The sequence below is a fragment of the Bacillus sp. CR71 genome (assembly GCF_003429245.1).
In the GTDB taxonomy this organism is placed as follows: domain Bacteria; phylum Bacillota; class Bacilli; order Bacillales; family Bacillaceae_G; genus Bacillus_A; species Bacillus_A thuringiensis_S.
The window spans coordinates 3,545,914-3,567,169 of sequence record NZ_CP031748.1 but is presented as its reverse complement, the minus strand read 5'-3'; the positions used below and the strand labels follow the sequence as shown (position 1 = coordinate 3,567,169).

Genomic DNA, 21,256 nt, shown 5'->3' with positions numbered 1-21,256 from the left:
CAATAGAGTTGTTTAAAAATCTATTTTTTACTCAACAATAGTGCCCTTTTATTGAATAATCGGCTAAAGTTTTATTTGAAAATTAATTAAAGACAGTGGTTCTCTAGGATAATACTAAGCATAAATAATATTGTAAGTCGGTTTGACAACTCCACTAGGGTACTGTTTCATGTCCACTAACTTCAACTTAAGACGCGGCTTTACACTTCCGAATAAAGAAATACCTTCACCGACTATAATTGGATTAACCTTCAATACCAATTGATCAATAAGTTTATGTTTAATCAACGACCCAGCTAATTCTCCGCCTCCACATAGCCATATTTTACCGTTCCCTTGCTTTTTGAGATTCTTAATATATTTTATAGCATCACCTTTAATAAGTTCAACCTCTTCGTTTGACTCAAACTGCATGGAGTTGGAAAATATGTAATGTTTTATGCCCTTATAGCCAGGTTCACCTGGTTTAGCACCGAATTGAAATCCAAACTCATATGTTTTTCCACCCATCAATACGGCCATTCAGTTATCCCTCCTGTAAAATGAATCACCTAATTAATTCCATAAAACTGATTTCATTTCCTTTTCTTATTAAACAAGCTGTCCCGGTTAAATCAATTAGCTTTATTCCATTAAATGGCCCAATTATGGAATAACATGATTGGCGTTTTTAAACAACTTTATTATCTCTGTACATTTATTTTTACGCTTTTTTATTTTAATAACAAATTTATTGCTATTCTAAATTTACCATATAAGATTTTACAACTTGCAATAGGAATTCTTCCTGTCCCATACCAGTATCCGCTGCCATTTGCACTACTTTTTGCTTGAATTCATGATCTGCATGAAAAGTTAATGGCTCTACATTATTTTTAAAGTAAACTCTTTCTACATGTGGAAGGACCGTACCTGATTTCATATGAGAATGTAAGTTATTTAATCTCTTCTTGAAACTGTAATGGATCAACTTGTAATACGAAAGGTTTAATTTCTAATTTAATAAATATCAGGTGAAATACTCAATCGCATATTTGTGACACCTAGCTCTTTGTAAAATAAATTTATTAGATTATAAATAATGGAATTAAATAGCTGCGTTTTTTTTTATAAAAAACATAAATACCCTCGTTTGGTAATTACACCTTGTATATGGAAAGGTTCAAAGGAGTAATCATGTTCCTTATAAGTGGATAGAGGCAAAATTTCTTCGTCTTATGTAAGAATCTTGCCGTCTGCTCCATTGATTTCTATTACTCTAGCGGTTTTCTCCAATTTTTTCGCGATTACTATAGTTATATTTAAAATAAGTCATATGTTCTCCGTAATTAAGTTCGGCTAAGTTTATTTCTATTTTCATAGCATCTAATATTATAAATAATATCATCATGATTTAGATTATCCAAAAATTCGACTTAAAAAAGTTTGCAATATACACCTAGATTGTAAATGGACTTAAGAAACTTTGTACTAGAATTACCTATTTACACAATGGCTGAGTGATTATGTATGAAATTGGCTGGTTTCTATTTTAAATACAAACTGTATTATAAAGATATAAATAAATAGATTAGGGAGTTACTAGTAATATGAAAGAGATAGAAATTATAAAATCAACAGAAAAAATAACCATTACATGGCAAAGCGCAACAATAAGTATCCCATTAAAAGATATAATTGAGGTTAATAAAAATAATACGTGCAAGAATACTAACAAAGCAGTGGAAATCGGTAATAAGTTCAAGCATTCAGAAACTATCTTTATTAGAACAAAAAAATTGGATTATATATTATTTACAACTAATAAATTAACGCTTCTAAATAAAATCGCATTCTAACTTATGATTAGTTAGAATGCGATTTTTTCTAAGTATTTTATAATAGTGCCTGTTAAGGTTTCTGAAAATATTACATATTTATAGGAAACCTTTGCGAAGAACTAATGAATGGGATTATGAGAAAAGTAAAAATAAATAGAAGATAAAACGGTTTTAATTATATAAAAAATACATAATTATAAATAACAACATTTAACTTATTTAATATTAAATTATAAAGGGACAATTTAAAATTCGTCTTCTAAAATTAAATTACCGGCATCATTATCTTTCGTCAATCGCTGATTTAGGTAATTTTCTTTCGTAGTACGATCATTTTTATGACCTACTGCAGCTGCAATAATATGAGGTGGTAATTTCTTGTAATCATATAAGTACTGCACATAAAAATGTCTAAAGAAGTGGGGAGTAATTCCAATATCCACTGTAAAGGATAACTGAGTATCCTTTATGATTTTAGAAATATATTGTGACAAATAATTCTCTCTATAAGGAGTATGGTTTTTAGTTTGAAATACTGCTCCACCATTTCTATTTCCAATGTCTATAGGTAATCTTCGCCGAATTCGAAATGCTACAATCCGATTAAAAATCTCCTTATTAATAGAAACAATCCGTTCACTATCACCCTTTGTATCAACCTTTAAATAGTATCGTCCTCGTATGGCATCATACTCAAGATCTTCCCACTTTGCATGTGCTACTTCTGCAACACGTAACCCTGTAGTAGCTAGAACTGACAATAAAGCGTAATTGATTTCATTATCCTTGTAGTAATGAAGTAACTGTTTTACTTCCTCATATGATAACTCACGTTTAGGTTTATGTTGTTTATTTACAGTTGTACTTAGTATTTCAACATGTAGAGGATCCTGAATATATTGGATTTCATATAGCCATTTCAAATATGAACGAATAACTCCAAGCTTTCTACTAATTGTAGATGGCTTGTATTTATCTTTTGACTGATAGGAGATTGCCTCTTGAGATAACCATTTTTGATAATTACGGATATGTCGTTTTCTAAGATTTCTCCATACTTGACCAAATTTATAATCCTTTACATCTTTCTGTAGAAATTCCTCACTTTGTTTAATAAAGAAATAAAACTGACTTAAATCACGTGCATATAGGATTCTTGATGCATCCTTGATTCGTTTTCCTTGGTCAAAATGTGTTTGTCGATTCAAGTAGTAGTACAGTATTTCTTCATCTGAAAATCCTTCATAAGTATATGAATCTTCTCTTTCGTTATTTTCCTTTTTTACTTCCGCTTCATTTATATAATCAGGGTTCCATAATGCAATTAGATTTGTGAAATTTTGTTTTTGTTTCTCTATGTTATTTAAAGAAGTCTCACTATGAACAATATCTAATTCAAATTTCAATGTTATTCAACTCCTTATAACTTCCTTTTATATTAAATATTATACCGTAAGCAATTATAAATTAAATTACATATTAAAATTAAATTTTATGAAGTAATAAGTATATAGTAACTGTAGAAAATCTCCCATTTTCTATGGTTATTATTTAATTTTAAACACAGTATTTATGTTATATAATTTAATCATTAATAAAATCTAATTTTAAAAGAAAATTACATTAAACGTTATTGTAAATTACAATCTAATGTATGTATTAATATATGATATAATTTATTTAAAATGTAAATACTACAAATTCTGATTTACATAATATTATTATGTAAATCACGAGGTGTGAGGAGGAATTAGAATGATTAGCGTATATGAAATGACTATGACTACAAATGAAGTAAAAGATTATTTAGATATAAGTCACTTTATTTTTAATAATTTAATGAAGCAAGGAAAGCTAACACCAATCAATAAGGATACGTGGCGTTTAGATGGTAGTTTTTTATTTAGTAGAGAAGAAGTAGAAAAGGTAAAAGAAGAACGTAAAATTGAGGGAATTACTTTATACCAAGCAAGTAAAGAGTATCATATTAGTATGAATCAGCTTGAAAAATGGATAGAAGAAGGAAAGTTAGTTTATTCTTTAATAGAACATCGTAATCGACAAACGAAATTTGTGAAGGAGGAGGATGTTCGTGAACTTGTTCAACAAGTAGAACAAGCTAATCATATATATACATTTTCGCAGAAATATAATGTAGTATTATTTCAAAAGTTTGTTAAGGGCAATACATTGGCACGTGTTATTTCTATTCCAAAACGTGGTAATATTATAGTTCTTGATGAATTTGGAACTAATATGACACTTAGTGAGGCATTAAAAGCAGGATATGAGTCCGCTTATAAACTGTCGGATAAACCTAGAAGTCATCATCAAAGGTTTGTTAAGTTTCGTTTTCCTAAATCTGCGCAATTACGAAACAACATTTTTCACATAATCGATAATATATTGCAGTACGTATCTCCCAGAAATATAAAGATTTTAGAAGAAGAGACATTTTGGTATTTCGAGATTCGTCAATCATTAATTACATTGCCACCAGGAATTCAAATGGAATGGATTGAAGAGTTAACGCCTTATATAATAGAAGGGAAAATTGTTCCAAGAATGAATCATAGCGTATATTTGGATAGTAATACTGTAACGAAGTCTGTCATTCTTACAAGTAAGGAGTACAAATACTTGAAAGAAATTACAAATGAAACAAATAGCTCTATTGAAGAATTTATAGCCATTGCTATTAGAGACAAGATTAATCAGCACTTACTTAAGTGAAATCGAATTTTTTAATGAATTAAAGCTAAATCTAGGTATTTTCTCTTTTACTTTTATTAAAATGCTTTAGGTGAAACAGAATAAATGCTAAACGTTCCTATTACTAAAATAATAGTGGGGATATAAAATCTGAATGTCTAGTTTGTATATCTTAAATACTTCCTATAAAGTCTGTTATCAGACTTTCGGAAGTATAGAGAAAAAATATAAAAATAGTTGTATGAATAATGTAGCGACAAATTCTCTCTATATGTATTATGTAAAAATATCTATTGTGTATGTGAAATAAATTTATATGTATGTTTTAATCATTAATGTTAGAAAATTACCCTATATTTTTTTGATATTATTTATATTTTTGTTTTAGTCCAAACTGCATTACGGCCTTTTGATATTAGTTTAATTAATTTTTCTTCTTGTAAACAAGCAAATGCTTTATTGATTGTGCTTGGTGAAACATCTGAAAATACCATTCGTATTGCTTCTTTTGTAAAAGGTAGTTCTTGTTTTAATATATACTCTTTAATTTTATAGCTTTTGTTCCCTTTCAGTTGGTAACTTGTAATATGTACGTCTAGTTCTTTATATGCTTCTAGAATAATATGTAATAGACATTTTAATATAAAGGATACATTGTGTTCTTGAAAATGCCAATTTGCTGAAGATTTATATAGGGCATCATAATAATCTCTCTCGTATTTTTTTATTATTTTATCTAGTGAAATATATTTCACTAGTGAATGTTTACTTTGTAATAGTAATAAAGATATAAGTAGACGTACCATTCTTCCATTTCCAGATTCAAAAGGAAAAATACATATAAAATTAAGTACAAAATTACAAATTAAAAGTAGTGGATCAATATCTTTTTGATTTAATAAATAATTGTATTCCTCACATAAATTTTTTACTGCTTCTGGGATTTCTTTAATCGTTAAAGGACGATAGCAATAAAATGAGAAATTAAGTTGCTCATGTTCTTCAAGTAAGATATCCTGTTTTCTCCACGTTCCGCTATCCGAAGTAGCATATTTAAAAAGTTGAAAATGTATTTCTAAGATTGTGCTTGGATCAATAGTAAGCCTTTCATAGTTATTATGAATGAGTGATAGCGCATCAACGTAACAAGATATTTCATCTTCAATCATTGTTTTTGGCGACAAATCATATGTAATTAATTCTTTTAACCTTTTATTTGTTATTTTTAAGTTTTTATACATTGCGACAAAATCTTTGGTATGTTGAAGCTGAGTAGATCTTTGCAACTTTTCTAATGTACATGGAAATTCCTTTTCGTAGACCTCCAATCTCCCTTGGTATTGCTTTATTTTTCCAATTAGGCTTGCTACATCTAAATTTATCAATAAATTTGTGAATTTTTCGCCAAAAAACGACATATTTTTCCCCTCCTATAATATAAAACTATACAATACTTAACTGGATTTAAAGTGTTTTTTTGAATAATTTTCTAAAAAAAATTAAAAATATAGTTTTTTATGTGTGAAAATTACAATAATTAGGGTCTTTTTGCCTTATTTTGTGACAAGTTTTAACATCAGATTAAATAGTTTCATGTTAAAAAGCAGAGTTTTATATTGTGTGATTGCTTTTTATCAATAAGTGAGTCATTGCATATGGGGAAGGGGGAAGTCCTTACTAATGAAGACTATTGCTTTTTACTTACCACAATTTCATGAAATACCTGAAAACGATTTATGGTGGGGGAAGGGTTTTACAGAATGGACCAATGTAAAAAAAGCAAAACCACGTTTTCTGGGACACTATCAGCCTAGGGCTCCATTACGGGATTATTATTACAACTTGTTAAATTTAGATGTTCATAAGTGGCAGATAAACTTAGCAAAACAGTATGGTTTAGATGGTTTTTGCTATTATCACTATTGGTTCAAAGGGAAAAAATTACTAGAAAAACCACTAGAACTAAGAAATCAATGTAAAGAAATTGATTTCCCATATTGCTTATGTTGGGCAAATGAATCTTGGACAAGATCTTGGGATGGGAAAGACCAAGAAGTATTAATTCGACAAGAATATGGGGATGAGTCTGATTGGAAAGAACATTTTAATTATCTTTTGCCATTCTTTAAAAACAAGAACTATTTAAATATTAATGATAAACCGATATTTGTAATTTACCGACCAGCTTCTATACCAAACTTAAATAAAATGTTGGGTCTATGGAATGAATGGGCTCAATATGAAGGGTTGCCAGGGATACACTTTGTAGAAATGTTAACAATTTTTGAAGATAAATCAGATTTTCCTTTTGATGCTGCTATAGAGTTTGAACCTATGTACACTTTAAAAAAACTAATAGGTAATACAACTTCACTACATCAAGAAAAAAAAGATTTTCACTTAAGTTATGATTTTGTATGGAAAAGAATATTAAACCGTCAAATTAAAGAACGAGAAAACATATATAAAGGGGCATTTGTAGATTGGGATAACTCTCCAAGGAAAAAAGAAAGCGCTTTAATTGTGAAAGGGGCTAATCCCGATAAGTTTAAGAGGTATCTTTTACAACATAGTAAGGACACTGACTTTTTATTTATTAATGCTTGGAATGAGTGGGCAGAAGGCACATACCTAGAACCAGATGAAAAGTATGGATATAAATACCTTGAAGCTTTAATGGAGATAAAGAAGAGTCACTTCTAATAAATTGTAACAGCAAGAAGAAGGGGGAAACATTATGACTGATATAAATACTATGATTTCCATTCGATACATTAAGAAATCATATGGAGATTATACAGTTATTAAGAATTTAAGCATAGATATCCGTAAAGGTGAAATTATAGGATTACTAGGACCGAATGGAGCTGGGAAGACAACACTTATATCGATTTTATCTACTCTTACTCTGCCAGATGAAGGGTATGGTACAGTATGTAACTACGACTTGTATACTGAACGGAATAAGATTAAAAAAAATGTGAGTGTAGTACCTCAAGATTTAGCGCTATACCCGACTTTAACTGCATATGATAATTTATCTTTTTATGCCGATTTATATGGATTAAAGGGAAATAGGAAAAAAAGCCGCATAAAAGAAGCTTTGCAATTCGCACAGCTTGAGGATTGGGCACATAAGAGAATTGATACATTTTCAGGTGGTATGAAAAGAAGAATTAATTTAGTGATCGGTTTGTTAAATAAGCCAAAAGTTATTTTCTTAGACGAACCAACAGTGGGAATTGATCCGCAATCAAGAAACCATATTTTTAATTGTATTCGCCATCTCGTAGAAGAACTAGGAATCACTGTCATATATACAACTCATCATATGGAAGAAGCTGAGATGTTATGCCATCGTGTAGCAATTTATGATAAGGGTGAAATATTAGATATTGATACCCCAAAAAATTTAATAACAAAGTATGGGGAAAATTATTTAGAGGTTGTAATATCAAATATTCCAGAAGAATTTATACATAAAACAAAAATGATTGCTGATGTGAAGTCATGCACTTTGGTAGATAAAAAAGTCATCATTCAATGCGTAGATAGTTTTAATGTTACAAGAGAAGTTATGAAATTAATTCAAAAGTATAATTTGAAAATCGAATTATTTAATGTTAAAAATTCTAATTTAGAAAATGTATTTTTACATCTAACTGGGAAAAATTTAAGGTCTTAAATGAAAGGAGATGGTAAAAATGAAAGCTTGGTATATAGCTAAGAAGGATCTATTTATTCTTTTAAAGGATATCCCTGGTCTAATCTATTTATTTATTACACCTATTATAGTTATTGCAGTTGCTAGTTTTGCATTATCAAATGTATTTGATAGTAAGACAGAAAAATTCAAGATTCCTATAGTAGTAAATGATAATGGAGAACTTTCTAAAAGGGTTATTGAGGAATTGAAAAAAATCCCTGCCCTTGAGATAGAAGAAACTTATGAACTAAATGGTAAAAAGAAAGCATATACAGAAGAACAGGTAAAAAAGGAAGTTCAAACTAAAAAAGCGGCAATCGTCATCCCTAAGGATTTCACACAAAATGTATATTCAGGGACAGAGGCCAAAGTCATCATCATAGAAGATGAAGTTGATCGCATTATTCCAAGTGTTGTTTCAAATGCTGTAACTCAAATTGTGTCAGGAATACAAAGAGATATGACTAAAGAGATTGTAAAACAAGCCTCTGCCCAAATGGAAGTAAATGTGAAAGTAGAGTTTAAAGAATTAGCATCAGATAATGAACATAAACCTACTCCATTTGAATCTAATGTACCGGGATATGCCGTAATGTTTGTACTTTTAGGTACTGCTGCAGCTGCAGGTGCATTAGTAGAAGAGAGAGAGAATGGAACGTTAAGAAAAATTCTTACTTTACCTATCAATACATTATCAATCATTTTTGGAAAGATGCTCTCATGCTTTATAACAGCTATTGTTCAATGTGCAGTCCTTTTTAGCGTAGGACATTTTGTATTTGGAATGTGGCTAGGGAAAAGTGTATTAGGAATTATATTGCTAGTGATATGTACTGCATTTGCAGCTTCAAGCCTAGCAATTTTATTAGCCTCTATATGTCAAACAAGATCCCAAGCAAATGGTATTTCAATTTTAATCGTGTTAACTATGTCTGCTTTAGGTGGATCTTGGTGGCCACTTTATATAGAGCCTGAATGGATGCAAAACCTAGCGCATATTACGATTACAGCTTGGGCAATGGGAGGCTTTAACGATTTATTAGTATATAACAAAGAATTCTCCTCTGTTCTTATTCCATCAGCTGCATTAATTGGTATGGGAATTTTATTTTTAACAATCTCCATACAAAAATTTCGACGTTCTTATTAAAAGTAGGTGAAATAAGTGTACTTAGTAAAAAATGAGGTGAATGTTCGTTTTGGGGAATGCGATCCTATGGGAATTGCTCACCATTCTCATTATTTTCATTGGTTTGAGCTGGGTAGGTTTCAAATGCTAGATATGACTGGTATAAACCAGTATTTAAAACAGGAAAAATTGTATTTTCCAATTATTGATATAAGATGTACCTACAAAAAATCAGCTCGTTTTCAAGACGAATTAATTGTAGAAACCTATCTTAAGAATGAAAGTAAAATTTATATAGAATTTGTTTATAAATTATTCCGCAAGAGATGCCGAGTTTTGCTAGCAGAAGGATTTTCAAAACATGTTTTAACACGGTCGAATAATCAATTAATTAGTAGATTACCAGAAGAAATTTTAGAAAAGATTCAATTTGAAAATAGCGGGGGTGTCATATGATTACATTTATTTTTCCAGGACAAGGGTCTCAATCAGTAGGGATGTGTAAAGGGTATTTAGATAAATACCCAGACATATTTGTACCATTATTTGAAGAAGCAAATGATACGCTTGGATTTGATTTAAAGCAATTATGTTTATATGGGCCAAGTGAAAAATTAATAGAAACAAGTGTTACACAACCAGCTATTCTCACGGTGAGCACAGGAATATCAAGGCTTTTACATTTGAACGGTATAAGGCCATCCAAAGTGGCCGGTCATAGCTTAGGACAATTTTCTGCCCTAGTAGAAGTAGGTTCTTTACAATTTTCGGATGCGCTATCCATTGTTCGAAAGCGTGGTCAACTGATGAGTAATGTAAAGAGAGAGGGATGCATGTTAGGGGTTGTGTCGAATACTTATCAAACACTATTTGAAGTTATAGAGGAATCTAAACAATATGAAATTGATATTGCTGCCTATAATTCCCCCACACAGGTTATTTTTTCTGGAGAGAGTAAGACCATTCTTAGGTTTCAAAAGGTATTAGATCAAAAAAACAGTATAAAAACTAAAATACTCTCAACTAGTCATGCATTTCATTCGCGTTTAATGGAAGAAATGGTTCTTGAGTTTAAGGAGTATTTAAATTTATTTTCGTTAAAAAGTGCCCAAATACCAATTGTTTTAAACTGTTCAGGAAAACCAACTACAGGTAGAATCAATATTTTACAAGATATAAAAAGACAATGTGTAGATCCAGTTATGTGGCAAGACACTATCTATACTTTATTGAATAATGGTACGAAACACTTTATAGAAGTAGGTCCCGGAAATACGTTAACCAAGTTATGTCGCTCCTTTAAACAGAACATATCTGTATTCTCTACAGAAACACCGATGTATTTAAAAAGAAGTCTTACTATGATAGAGAAAGAATTTAAGGAGGAACAGGTCTATGTTTAATGGAAACGAAGTGGCATTAGTTATCGGAGGATCAAGAGGCATTGGTAAAGCAATAACAATGGACCTAGCCAATCAGGGCTTAACTGTTTACTTTACGTTTCAAAGTAATCAAAAATCAGCAAATGAAATAGCCAACACTATAGAAGCAAAAGGTGGAAAGGCATTTCCTATGCATGTAGATATTACAAATGAAGATTCTATTCATAAATTGTTTCAACACATACGCTCAAAGGAAAAAAGAATAGATATTTTAGTAAATAATGCAGGAGTTATTAATGATGGATTTGCTGCAATGATGAGCGAGGAAAAGTGGGATCATGTGGTTGATTTAAATTTAAAAGGAACCTTTCTTTGTTGTCGACAAGCATTAAGAATCATGATGAGACAGAAAAGAGGTTCTATAGTAAATATCACGTCGACAAGTGGAATAACGGGTGCAAGGGGGCAATGTAATTACTCTGCTTCAAAGGGTGGGGTTATTTCTTTAACCAAGACCTTAGCATTAGAAGGTGGGGAATTCGGCATTAGGGTTAATGCAGTTGCACCTGGTTTTATACAAACAGATATGACAAAAGGAATGGATCAACAAACATTAAAAAGGATGTTAGAACTAGTGCCACTTGGCAGAATTGGGGAACCTAAAGAGGTAGCACATCTAACAACATTTTTATCCTCTAATTATGCAAGTTATATCACTGGGAAAGTTTTTACAGTGGATGGTGGATTAGTTAATGGCTAAACAATAGATGATTAAATGACGAATTTTGAGTTAAACAAGGAAATGGGGAAAACAGATGTTTACGTATGTAGAAACAAAAATTATTGCTGCAAAAAGAAAACAATTAACTACTAGAATTAAAGAAATTATTACTGAGAGATTAGATTTAGAAATCGAACCGCATTTTATTACTGATGATCAGCCATTATTCGGAAGAGGCTTAGGAGTGGACTCCTTGGATGCATTAGAGCTATTTCTGGCAATTGAAGAGGAATTTGGAGTTGCAGTGTATGACGAGAATATGGCAGTACTGGGTTCCATTAATAAAATTGCTGATTTTATTGAAGAAAATAGGGAGGATGATGTGAAGTGAGACCGGTATTAAATGCAGATCAAATCCGAAATATCTTACCACATAAATGGCCATTCCTTTTCTTAGATAAAGTTATTCAACTTGAGCCAGGAAAGAGTGGAATTGGTATTAAAAATGTAACAATAAGTGAACCCTTTTTTGAAGGGCACTTTCCAAATGAATCAATTATGCCTGGAGTGTTAATTATTGAGGCTTTGGCACAAATGACGGCTGTTGTTTATGTTACAGGAGAACTAGCAAAAATAGATGCACATGGCGCATGTTCACCTAAAATAGATCCCAGTTCATATGTGGGTTATTTAGTTTCTGTACGTAATATGAAATTTTTAAAACCTGTAGTACCAGGAGACCAGCTAGAATTACATGTCCAAATTGGAAGATCACTTGGGGTAATCTCACAAGTAGAAATCACGGCTTATGTAGATAAAAAGAAAGTTGCTACTGGTAGTATTCAAGTTTCTAAAAGAGTTGAGGAAATATGATCCATGGTATAGATGTTCAAGTTCGTGAGTGTACAGAGGCAGATAGTGAAAAGTTAGCTCACTTTTATAATAAATATCAATATGGACCTATTAAATATGGGTATCCCTTAAATAAGCAAGACATCAAGCAATTATTTCGAGAGCGGAAGATACAGTTATATTTAATTGCTGAATATGAAAATGAAATTATAGCCACCTTATTATTTTCTAGTTTGTCAGGTCAAAGAGCAGCAGTTTCAGATGGAACCTGGGCAGGATTCTTTTTAATCCATCCAGAATTTCGTTCGGGAAATATACCAGATAAATTATTTGCTTATGCAATTAAAAATCTTATCCAACAAGATATTAAGTATATTGACACAGAAGTGAATCCGGAAGATAAAGTAGCCATGGCACTCTATAAAAGAGTGGGGTTATATCAAACAAGTAGGTCGTATATAGACTATGATGGCTACTTGAATTTAAGGAGCTATTTACCTTATGTTATTAGTTATCTATTAGATGCATTTAAACCGATTATTTCAAAAAGTGACCAAGATATATGGTTATCTAGAGGTTGGAAAACAGTTAGGGGATTGAAATCCTTACGTTCTATTCAGAGTAACGCCATAACAAAAAATGGAATTGAAGTTGTAAAATATGCTATTAATCTTGGAGCAAAAGATGTGAATTGTTGGGTCGATATAAAAAGTGAAAAGATTACTGAGGTAGAAACCGAACAAGTACGATTCACTAGTTATATTTTAGAAGGAAACAATTTAATTGTTGGAGAGAAGATTCGTATCTGTTATGTATATGAACACCATTTTCAAAATCCTATTGAAACTAGTATTAAATCGACGATAGGGAACGATTACTTAATTGATTTCAAGAAAATTTTTTATCCAAATAAAAAGTACGAGTGGGAAGAAGTTATAACAGTAAATAAGAAAATTGAGGGAGAGCTTGTTACTAAGTTAAAAGCAAAAGAACTAGAATTATCTGTTCATTTTGGAGTAACCATAGCAAATCCGTTAGAAGTAAATGTTGCTAATTATCCTAAGTTAATTAATGGAAAAGAATCTGCATGTATCGTTAATGTAAAAAATAATTCTTTAGATAGATTAATTTACAAACTACTTATTCAACAAGAAAACTCGAAAATACTAAATTTCAAACCGCTAGAAAAACACCAAATCTGTATCATAGAGCCGGGTGAAATAAAGGATCACATTATTGTATTGAATCCTAAAAAAATTGGTATCACTAATATGACATTTTCGGCTGTTAGTCATCAAAATAAAAATATTGGGGAATTAAAGGCAATAATTCCGATTCATGCGCATGGGAAAAATCATGTTTATGAAACAAAAGAATACTTAGTTCTAGAAAATATGTATATAACTGTACAAATAAGTAAAAGTACTGGTTGTTTATATATATATGACCTTAGAAAGCAGCAATTATTGGCAAAAGAAGCATGGCCAGATCTAGATTATCCATTTTTAAATGCAGTAAAAGAACCGAAAGTAAATGAGCTGTCATGGGAAATAACATCTGATTCATGTTTTGAAATTATTCATGAGGTCACAAGATTAAAGAGAAGCATTTGTTTTTTGTCAGATAAGATAGTTCAAATAAATGATTTCGCACAGGAAGGAAAATATATAAAAATATATCCTTGGTGCATGTTATATGATGCGAAGATGACGGTACCATTAAAGAGTGGGTTAGTTTCTAAACCTATGGTATATGGTGAGTATCCATATGCACTACATGACTATGAATTTGTAAATCAATTCGATCTACCTAGTCATCCAAACATGTATGAGCGAAATTATACATTGTTTGAATCACAAAATATTAATATTGGATTTATATGGAAAGGAAATATAGAGCGTATCCTATTTGGATTAAGATGGATGCCAGCGGTAATATTTAAACGGAATGATAAAGAAAAATGTATAACAAAAACGCACTATTATACTTTATGTTCCCATGATAGCAAAGATGAAGTGGAAGAAATCTATAACGATATTACTAGTCATACATCCAAATTCATATCTAATAAGATTCCGTACTCAATTGAGACTGACCAATTTCATATTATAAATGAAAACGGGGAATTTCATATTCATGGAAGTCTAAAAAACTTATTTTCTTCCATATTAAAGGGGAAATTAACATTGTTTTTCCCTCAGACATCTTACGAACAACAATTGTTTATACAAGACATAGAATCTATAAGCAATTTTAATTTTGAATTTAGTGGAAAGGTTAATTGGTCAAAAGCTCATTATGCCGTACTTACGTATCAAGATGAATTAAATAGAAATGCGATAACTAAAAAAATATATCTTTTCCTTAAAGGAAGAAATAAATTAACATATAGCGAAAAAAAACAAGAATATCTAGTTCAAAATAATGTACTAAATTTAAAGATTAAAGTAAACCAAAGTAGTAAAATAACAGAATTTATGTATAAAGATAAAGAGATTTTAAAAGAAAACTCAGTATTAAGTTCTTATAATTTTTTACCCGGTGTAATGATACCAACAGCTAACTCTTATACTCCAGATTGTAGGAAAGATTTGAGCATTAATTCAATATATCTCAATAAAAGTAATCATTCAGTAGTAGCAACGGAAAATACATATAAGGAATTTATTAATCAGATTTTCTGTCAATCTGATGAGTGGAAAGTTAAATATACAACTGTATATGATCTACCTGTTTTACAAATACAATTGAAAAGCCTACAGAAAGATAAAATAAAAACTAGTGTCTTTCACTTATTCTGGGAGAAAAAAGGAAAAACAAAAATTAAAAAGATGTATTATTGGCAGAATGGAGAGCAAAACACGTTAATACCAAATGGCAAACAAAGAAAGATTTATTTAGATAATAAGGTAATTCTCGAATTATCTAATGGGTTATTTGTATCTATTTTAGCATTATCACATAGTACAAAATGTTTTATATACGAATGGCCCAAAAAAGGGATACAAATCGGAATATATGGTAATCAGAATGAATTTAATGATGGAGATATTCGCTTTAATATTGCAGTTGGAGAAACTTTACTTGATAGTGAATACTTTTCGCAAATTTTAGTAGAGGGGAATAAGACATGAAAGTATTGTTTATTGCACCTAGTCATTTTAGCATTGGTGAGTTGCATAATGCCTTATGTCTAGCTAAACAAATTCAAAAAGACGGGGAAGTTTATTTTTTAACAAGCGAAAAATTCTCATGGTATGCCAGTAAATCTGTAGCCAATGTTACATCACTAACAAAGGGGCTAAAACAAAAAGAGGTTATTAAACAGATAATTAATTCTTTTCAGCCTGATGCAATTGTTTTAGCTGATTACCATAATTTATTTTTAGAGTCTCCAATTATTGATCTTGATTATCTATTAAACCTACACATACCTTGCTTCTCTATTGATTCTTTAGCTTGGGGTAGTGAGGACAGATTATTAGAAAATAAACTATTTAAAAATGCAAACTACAATAGCTTAAAGAAAAGGTCAGTGATTGAACTGCCTAAAATCCCATCTCAATTTAAGTTAATTAGAACGTGTCCAGTGAATAGTCATAAACAAGATAATAAGAAGATTGTTTCTGTCAAGTTGTACAAAGAAGCTTTACAAGTAGATGAAGAGAGAAAAATGAAAATACGAGCACAACTTGGTTGTAGAGAACAAGATAAATTAATTATGATTGCAAAATCATCATGGGCCAACTTATTAGTAAAAATGAGGCTCATGGAGAAGAAACAGTACAATGATGCAAAGTTTAGCTATGAATTTGTATTACAAGAACTATTAAGTCTATATCTTCAGGACTTTCCGAGTGATACATGTATTAAATTTATTGGGGTTTCAGATGAGACTAAATTTGTTTCTATGAAAAATGGAGGGAAAATAGAATTTGTTTCACTACCATTTCTTCATTTGGAAGAATACGAGCAACTAATATTATCGTGTGATTTATTTATCAGCGATAATATTACATCCTGCTCAATGGGAAAAGCGGTATTTGGAAAAATACCTGTGATTAGTCTTGTAAATCATATGGGAAATGAAGAGTTAAGGGCTCAAAGAGATAGCTTTAACCCTACCTTAAGAGGCATTATAGACAAATGGAATTATATAATACCTAATGGACTTTATCCATTTCTTGTATTTCCAAATGGATGGCATAAAGAATTAGCTCCATTGATGGAGAAAAATGATTATTTTAAATGTGTGTATACTTGTGAAATTTTTGATTTAAAGGAAACCAGTCAAACAATATTTAATATGCTGTATAGCAAAACTAAGATTGAGAGATTAAAGAAAATGCAACAACTATATATAGATAATGTCTGTAATTTACCGACAATAAATGATGTGATAAAGAGAGAATTGGGGGCACTTAATCATGAGTAATCAAATTAATATACAAAAAGAGAAAAATGAAGCATATGATGCAGTACGTAGCGGAATAGGTGTAATAGATTTATCAGAAACAGGAAGAATTGTTGTAAAAGGGGAGGATCATGTAGAATTCCTAGATCGTTTAGTTACGAAAGATATTATGTTTATGGAAGAAGAAACTACACTCTTTACCTTATTGTTACAAGAAGATGGGACTGTAATCGATATAATTAATCTATTTAAAAATGAGGATTCTATTACAGTTATTACTACAGCGCATAAAAAGGATACTGTACTAGCTTGGTTAGAAAATCAAAAGACAAATGGTATTGAGATTATAGATATAAGTCAAACGCATTCTCTCCTTGGATTTGAAGGCCCTTATGCATGGAGATTAGCTCAAAAATTTTTAGATTTCGAAATATCATCACTACCATTTCAATCGTTTGTGTTAAATCAATTATTCGGAAAGGAAATTCTATTGGCAAGAACAGGTGTAACAGCAGAGTATGGTTATCAATTATTGTTTGAAAAATACTTGGAACCAATAGTAGTTGAAACCATAAATTCTTTTAAAGATGACGATATTAACTTAAAAAGAGTGAATTGGGAAACATTAGAGACGTTAATGTTAGAAATTCGACATCCATATTTTGAATTTAAACATTTAGAAGAACTAAATATTTTCGAAGCTAGTTTAGAATGGTTTATTGATTTTTATAAAGATGAATTTTATGGGAGAGAATCCTTAGAACAGCAATCTGAAGCTGGAGAAAATAAAAGAATTGTGGGATTTACGACAGGAATAGAGAGCAGAATTACAGTTAATGATGAAATTTTTATAGAGGAACAATTAATTGGTAAAGTTATTGAACTTAAAGAAAGTCCTGTATTAAACATGAGACTCGGAATTGCTTTATTAGAAGAACCATTTGCTGTTTCAGGAATTGGATTTTATGTGAAAAATAAAGAAAATGCTTTGTATGAGGCACATACTCAGTCCTCACCATATATTCTACCTAAATCATGGTCAATCAAAATACTGTAAAGGTGATGGCATATGAACATAAATAATCAACGAATCGTCGTGACTGGCATGGGAATTATTTGTTCAAACGGAAATAGTGTAAAGGAATTTTGGGACAATATTAAATCGGGGAAATCTGGTATTAAGGTAATTCAAAATATCGATATGGCAGAAATGGTAACAGATTATGGCGGGGAGATTGAAAACCTTCAGGTAGATGATTACTTCTTTAAAGATGAAATAAAGGATATGGATCGATGTGGAAAAATAGGTGTCATGGCGGCAAGGGAAGCGGTTGAAAATGCAAAATTAAAAATAGAAAACTTTAATCCATACCGAATTGGAATATCATTAGGCACCTCTTTAGGAGGGATGTTGAGCGGAGAAGAATTTCATAATCAGTGGATCAAAGATGGCATTGAAAAAGCAGATGAAACGTTACTTTTTAAGTATCCAATCCATACTCCCTGTGACAATATTACTCGAGACTTAAAAATAAAAGGACCAAAAATGATTATTTCCAATGCATGTGCCGCTGGTACAAATTCAATTGGTTTTGCGCTGGATACAATTCGAAATAACAAAGCAGATATAATGATAACCGGTGGTGTAGATCCCTTATCTAAATTGTCAATGAGTGGTTTTAATAGTTTACAAGCACTAGCACCAACGCCACCATCGCCCTATAGCAAGAGTAATGGCGTGGTAATCGGAGAAGGTGCAGCTATTCTTGTTTTGGAATCCTTAGATCATGCGGTTGAAAGAGGTGCAAATATCCTAGCTGAAGTAGTGGATTACGATTTATCTTCAGATGCCTATCATCAGACGGCACCAGATCCGGGCGGGGAAGGTGCTTTGAGATCCATGCGAGGTGCTTTAAAGAAAGCCAATATAGATGCTAAGGAAGTAAGCTATATCAATGGACATGGTACAGGTACACCAGCAAATGATGTATCAGAGCCAAAAGCAATTCGTACATTAATTAATGAAAATAAGACACCAGTTTCTTCAACTAAATCAATGATAGGACATATGTTAGGAGCCGCAGGGGCGGCGGAAGCAGTAACAAGTATTCTTGCTATTCAACATGGATATTTACCTCCAACTATAAACTTTGAAGTTGAAAGCCAAAAGTTTAATCTAGATTTTGTACCTAACATAGGTAGGGTAAGTGATTTGAGTTATGTACTATCAAATTCATTTGCTTTCGGTGGAAACAATGCAAGTATCTTATTCTGTAAGTACAATGAGAACCTTGAGTTATCACCCGCAAAGGAAAAGCTAATTAAAGAAAAAAAAGTCGTAATTACTGGTGTAGGGGGACTTGCTGGGAATTCTTCAAATCTTCAAGAAATTAAAGATTGTATGTTTAAGGGAAAGAGTGGTACCTCAAAGATTAAACAGTGGAACGACAATCCTAAGTGCATACAAGCCGGAAAAATACCAGAACAAAACTATCGAAGGCTAATACATCCTAATTTATTAAGGAAGATGGATTCAATTAGCAAACATGCAGTACTGTCAGTGAAAATGGCTATAGAAAACGGGAACTTAAAGATAGATAAAAATAATAGGGACAAGATAGGAATTATTTTTGCAACTGGTACAGGACCAGTTGCAACGGTAGAATCATTTAACCGAAATATTATCCAAGAGGGTGTTAAGGCCGCCAATGCTAAATTATTTCCAAACACAGTTATGAACGCAGCAGCTGGACATATTTCATTAAACTTTAAAATAAAAGGGCCTACTTCAACTATTTCATGTGGCGGGGTTTCTGGTATTAGTGCACTATACTATGCCTATGCCATGATTCAATCTAGTGATTATGACACATTCATTGTGGTAACGGCAGATGAAGTAAATAATCCAATAATAGAGGGACACTCAAAAATAAAAAGATACTTAACAACTGAGAATATAAGTCCTTTTGATTGTAATAATAGCGGTACCATACTTGGTGAAGGGAGCGTTGCCTTTATTGTAGAAAGTGAGGAGGCAGCGTTAAAAAGAAATGGTAATATTTTAGCTGAAATTAAAGGTTTTGGGTTAACATCTGATGATAGTAAAATAGGGGACTTAAATCATCTAGGAAAGGCATGGGAGGAATCTATGCGTTTAGCAATGAAAGAGGCGATGATTTCTCCAGGAGAGATAGAATATATTTGTGCAGCTGCCAATGGTCATACATATTTTGACCGTATTGAAGAGAGAGTTATAGAACGTATATTCGGAAATGGAGCTCCTGTTAGTGCCACAAAATCTATCTTTGGGGAAACTCATGCAACTGCAGGCCTTCTTTCTCTTATTAGTGTAATATGTGCATTTGACGGTGAAATACCAGCTACGCAAAATGTAAAGAGTCATAGAGGAAGAATCGATCTTGTCACAGAAAACGCTCGTAAGACACCGGTAAGCAATGCCTTAATTAGTACATATTCTTACGGTGGTAATTATAATTCTATTGTAATAGGAAAATATTTAAATTAATTATTTATGTAGGAGGCCACTTTTATTAAGTAAGTAATGGCCCCCTGCATAATAAGCTATATAGTTTTTAAAGCTTAGGCTCTTAATTGAGCATATCAGAAAAACTATGAAGGAGCACAATGCCATGAAAGGTATCATTCTTGCAGGTGGGAGCGGTACTAGATTGTACCCCCTTACCCAAATTGTATCAAAGCAATTATTACCTATCTATGATAAACCCATGATTTATTATCCTTTATCAGTACTAATGTTGGCGGGGATAAGAGAGATACTAATTATTTCAACACCACAAGATATTAATAAATTTGAGCAAATGTTAGGTGATGGTTCAAAATATGGAATTACTCTTTCATATACTGTTCAGCCTTATCCAGAAGGTATAGCACAAGCATTTATAATCGCTGAGGAGTTTATTGGAAATGATAATGTAGCTTTAATTCTTGGCGATAATATCTTTTATGGTCATGGACTAACAGAATTACTAGAAAAGGCTGTTAAGAAGAAAAGGGGAGCTACAGTTTTTGGTTATTATGTCAATGATCCAGAGCGTTTTGGAGTAGTAGAGTTTGATTCTAAAAAGCATGTAATTAATATCATGGAAAAGCCAAAGGAACCAAAATCAAACTATGCAGTAACTGGTCTGTATTTTTATGATAAACGTGTGATAGAAATAGCAAAAACCATAAAACCGTCTAGTCGTGGAGAATTAGAGATAACAGATATAAACAAAGAATATCTTAAGATGGGAGAATTAGAAGTTGAATTATTGGGAAGAGGCTATGCATGGCTGGATACAGGCACACACGAATCATTATTAGAAGCAGCACAATTTATAGAAACGATTGAGAAAAGACAGAGTTTAAAAGTAGCCTGTTTAGAAGAAATTGCATTTAAAAAGAAATATATAACCAAGCAACAACTATTAAAAATAGCAAATTCGGTAAAGGAAAATCAATACAGCCGATATTTATTAAGGGTTGCCCATCAATAGCAT

At 31.4% G+C, this 21,256-nt stretch carries 17 protein-coding genes and 2 pseudogenes; 15 read left to right on the top strand and 4 right to left on the bottom strand.

Translation table 11 applies throughout. The annotated features are described in order from the left end of the window. Positions 1 to 114: 114 nt before the first annotated feature. Both DOS87_RS17925 and DOS87_RS17920 read right to left on the bottom strand, forming a co-directional pair. Positions 115 to 519 (bottom strand): annotated as a pseudogene (locus DOS87_RS17925) (dihydrofolate reductase family protein); the annotation flags it as partial. A 217-nt stretch (positions 520 to 736) separates the two neighbouring features. Beyond that, positions 737 to 1,269: pseudogene (locus DOS87_RS17920) on the bottom strand (excisionase); the annotation flags it as partial. A 320-nt stretch (positions 1,270 to 1,589) separates the two neighbouring features. On the opposite strand from DOS87_RS17920, the gene DOS87_RS17915 reads away from it, so the two are divergent. Then, entirely contained in the window at positions 1,590 to 1,838 is a 249-nt protein-coding gene (locus DOS87_RS17915) for a SunI/YnzG family protein (RefSeq protein WP_061663217.1), read from the top strand. A gap of 227 nt (positions 1,839 to 2,065) precedes the next feature. On the opposite strand, the gene DOS87_RS17910 is transcribed toward DOS87_RS17915, so the two are convergent. Next, complete coding sequence (locus DOS87_RS17910; protein WP_061663218.1) at positions 2,066 to 3,226, bottom strand: tyrosine-type recombinase/integrase; 1,161 nt, start codon at positions 3,224 to 3,226, stop codon at positions 2,066 to 2,068. 349 nt (positions 3,227 to 3,575) lie between these two features. On the opposite strand from DOS87_RS17910, the gene DOS87_RS17905 reads away from it, so the two are divergent. Then, positions 3,576 to 4,553 carry a DNA-binding protein gene (locus tag DOS87_RS17905; RefSeq protein WP_097891525.1) on the top strand — a complete coding sequence of 326 codons (978 nt, stop codon included), beginning with the start codon at positions 3,576 to 3,578 and terminating at the stop codon, positions 4,551 to 4,553. 350 nt (positions 4,554 to 4,903) lie between these two features. Here DOS87_RS17905 and DOS87_RS17900 read toward each other — a convergent pair whose 3' ends face one another. After that, positions 4,904 to 5,950, bottom strand: coding sequence for a Fic family protein (locus tag DOS87_RS17900; RefSeq protein ID WP_208730088.1), 1,047 nt, complete (start codon positions 5,948 to 5,950; stop codon positions 4,904 to 4,906). A gap of 262 nt (positions 5,951 to 6,212) precedes the next feature. Between DOS87_RS17900 and DOS87_RS17895 the strand changes: the two genes are divergently transcribed. From DOS87_RS17895 to rfbA, 13 genes are all read left to right on the top strand, one after another. Continuing rightward, positions 6,213 to 7,235 carry a glycosyltransferase WbsX family protein gene (locus DOS87_RS17895; protein WP_208730087.1) on the top strand — a complete coding sequence of 341 codons (1,023 nt, stop codon included), beginning with the start codon at positions 6,213 to 6,215 and terminating at the stop codon, positions 7,233 to 7,235. A 34-nt stretch (positions 7,236 to 7,269) separates the two neighbouring features. Continuing rightward, on the top strand, positions 7,270 to 8,217 hold the full coding sequence (locus DOS87_RS17890; RefSeq protein ID WP_208730086.1) for an ABC transporter ATP-binding protein: 948 nt from the start codon (positions 7,270 to 7,272) through the stop codon (positions 8,215 to 8,217). A 19-nt stretch (positions 8,218 to 8,236) separates the two neighbouring features. Then, positions 8,237 to 9,388 carry an ABC transporter permease gene (locus DOS87_RS17885; protein WP_208730085.1) on the top strand — a complete coding sequence of 384 codons (1,152 nt, stop codon included), beginning with the start codon at positions 8,237 to 8,239 and terminating at the stop codon, positions 9,386 to 9,388. A gap of 15 nt (positions 9,389 to 9,403) precedes the next feature. Next, positions 9,404 to 9,823 (top strand): acyl-CoA thioesterase, encoded by a 420-nt coding sequence (locus tag DOS87_RS17880; protein WP_208730084.1) that lies wholly within the window; start codon positions 9,404 to 9,406, stop codon positions 9,821 to 9,823. Further along, complete coding sequence (locus tag DOS87_RS17875; RefSeq protein WP_208730083.1) at positions 9,820 to 10,770, top strand: ACP S-malonyltransferase; 951 nt, start codon at positions 9,820 to 9,822, stop codon at positions 10,768 to 10,770. The genes DOS87_RS17880 and DOS87_RS17875 overlap by 4 nt, the downstream gene beginning before the upstream one ends. Next, positions 10,763 to 11,509 carry a 3-oxoacyl-[acyl-carrier-protein] reductase gene (gene fabG / locus DOS87_RS17870; protein ID WP_000481738.1) on the top strand — a complete coding sequence of 249 codons (747 nt, stop codon included), beginning with the start codon at positions 10,763 to 10,765 and terminating at the stop codon, positions 11,507 to 11,509. The genes DOS87_RS17875 and fabG overlap by 8 nt, the downstream gene beginning before the upstream one ends. 55 nt (positions 11,510 to 11,564) lie before the next feature. Then, positions 11,565 to 11,861, top strand: a complete 297-nt coding sequence (locus DOS87_RS17865; protein WP_000495740.1) for an acyl carrier protein — start codon at positions 11,565 to 11,567, stop codon at positions 11,859 to 11,861. After that, positions 11,858 to 12,343 (top strand): 3-hydroxyacyl-ACP dehydratase FabZ, encoded by a 486-nt coding sequence (gene fabZ, locus DOS87_RS17860; RefSeq protein WP_001247960.1) that lies wholly within the window; start codon positions 11,858 to 11,860, stop codon positions 12,341 to 12,343. Before DOS87_RS17865 ends, fabZ begins: the two co-directional genes overlap by 4 nt. Then, positions 12,340 to 15,456, top strand: coding sequence for a GNAT family N-acetyltransferase (locus DOS87_RS17855; protein ID WP_208730082.1), 3,117 nt, complete (start codon positions 12,340 to 12,342; stop codon positions 15,454 to 15,456). Before fabZ ends, DOS87_RS17855 begins: the two co-directional genes overlap by 4 nt. Continuing rightward, positions 15,453 to 16,757, top strand: coding sequence for a DUF6365 family protein (locus tag DOS87_RS17850; RefSeq protein WP_208730081.1), 1,305 nt, complete (start codon positions 15,453 to 15,455; stop codon positions 16,755 to 16,757). Before DOS87_RS17855 ends, DOS87_RS17850 begins: the two co-directional genes overlap by 4 nt. Further along, the gene (locus DOS87_RS17845) at positions 16,750 to 17,793 is read left to right on the top strand and encodes an aminomethyltransferase family protein (RefSeq protein WP_208730080.1); all 1,044 of its coding nucleotides are present in this window, start codon (positions 16,750 to 16,752) and stop codon (positions 17,791 to 17,793) included. Before DOS87_RS17850 ends, DOS87_RS17845 begins: the two co-directional genes overlap by 8 nt. A 12-nt stretch (positions 17,794 to 17,805) precedes the next feature. Further along, positions 17,806 to 20,262, top strand: a complete 2,457-nt coding sequence (locus DOS87_RS17840; RefSeq protein ID WP_208730079.1) for a beta-ketoacyl-[acyl-carrier-protein] synthase family protein — start codon at positions 17,806 to 17,808, stop codon at positions 20,260 to 20,262. A gap of 124 nt (positions 20,263 to 20,386) precedes the next feature. After that, entirely contained in the window at positions 20,387 to 21,253 is an 867-nt protein-coding gene (gene rfbA / locus DOS87_RS17835) for a glucose-1-phosphate thymidylyltransferase RfbA (protein WP_000676108.1), read from the top strand. Positions 21,254 to 21,256: the final 3 nt, after the last annotated feature.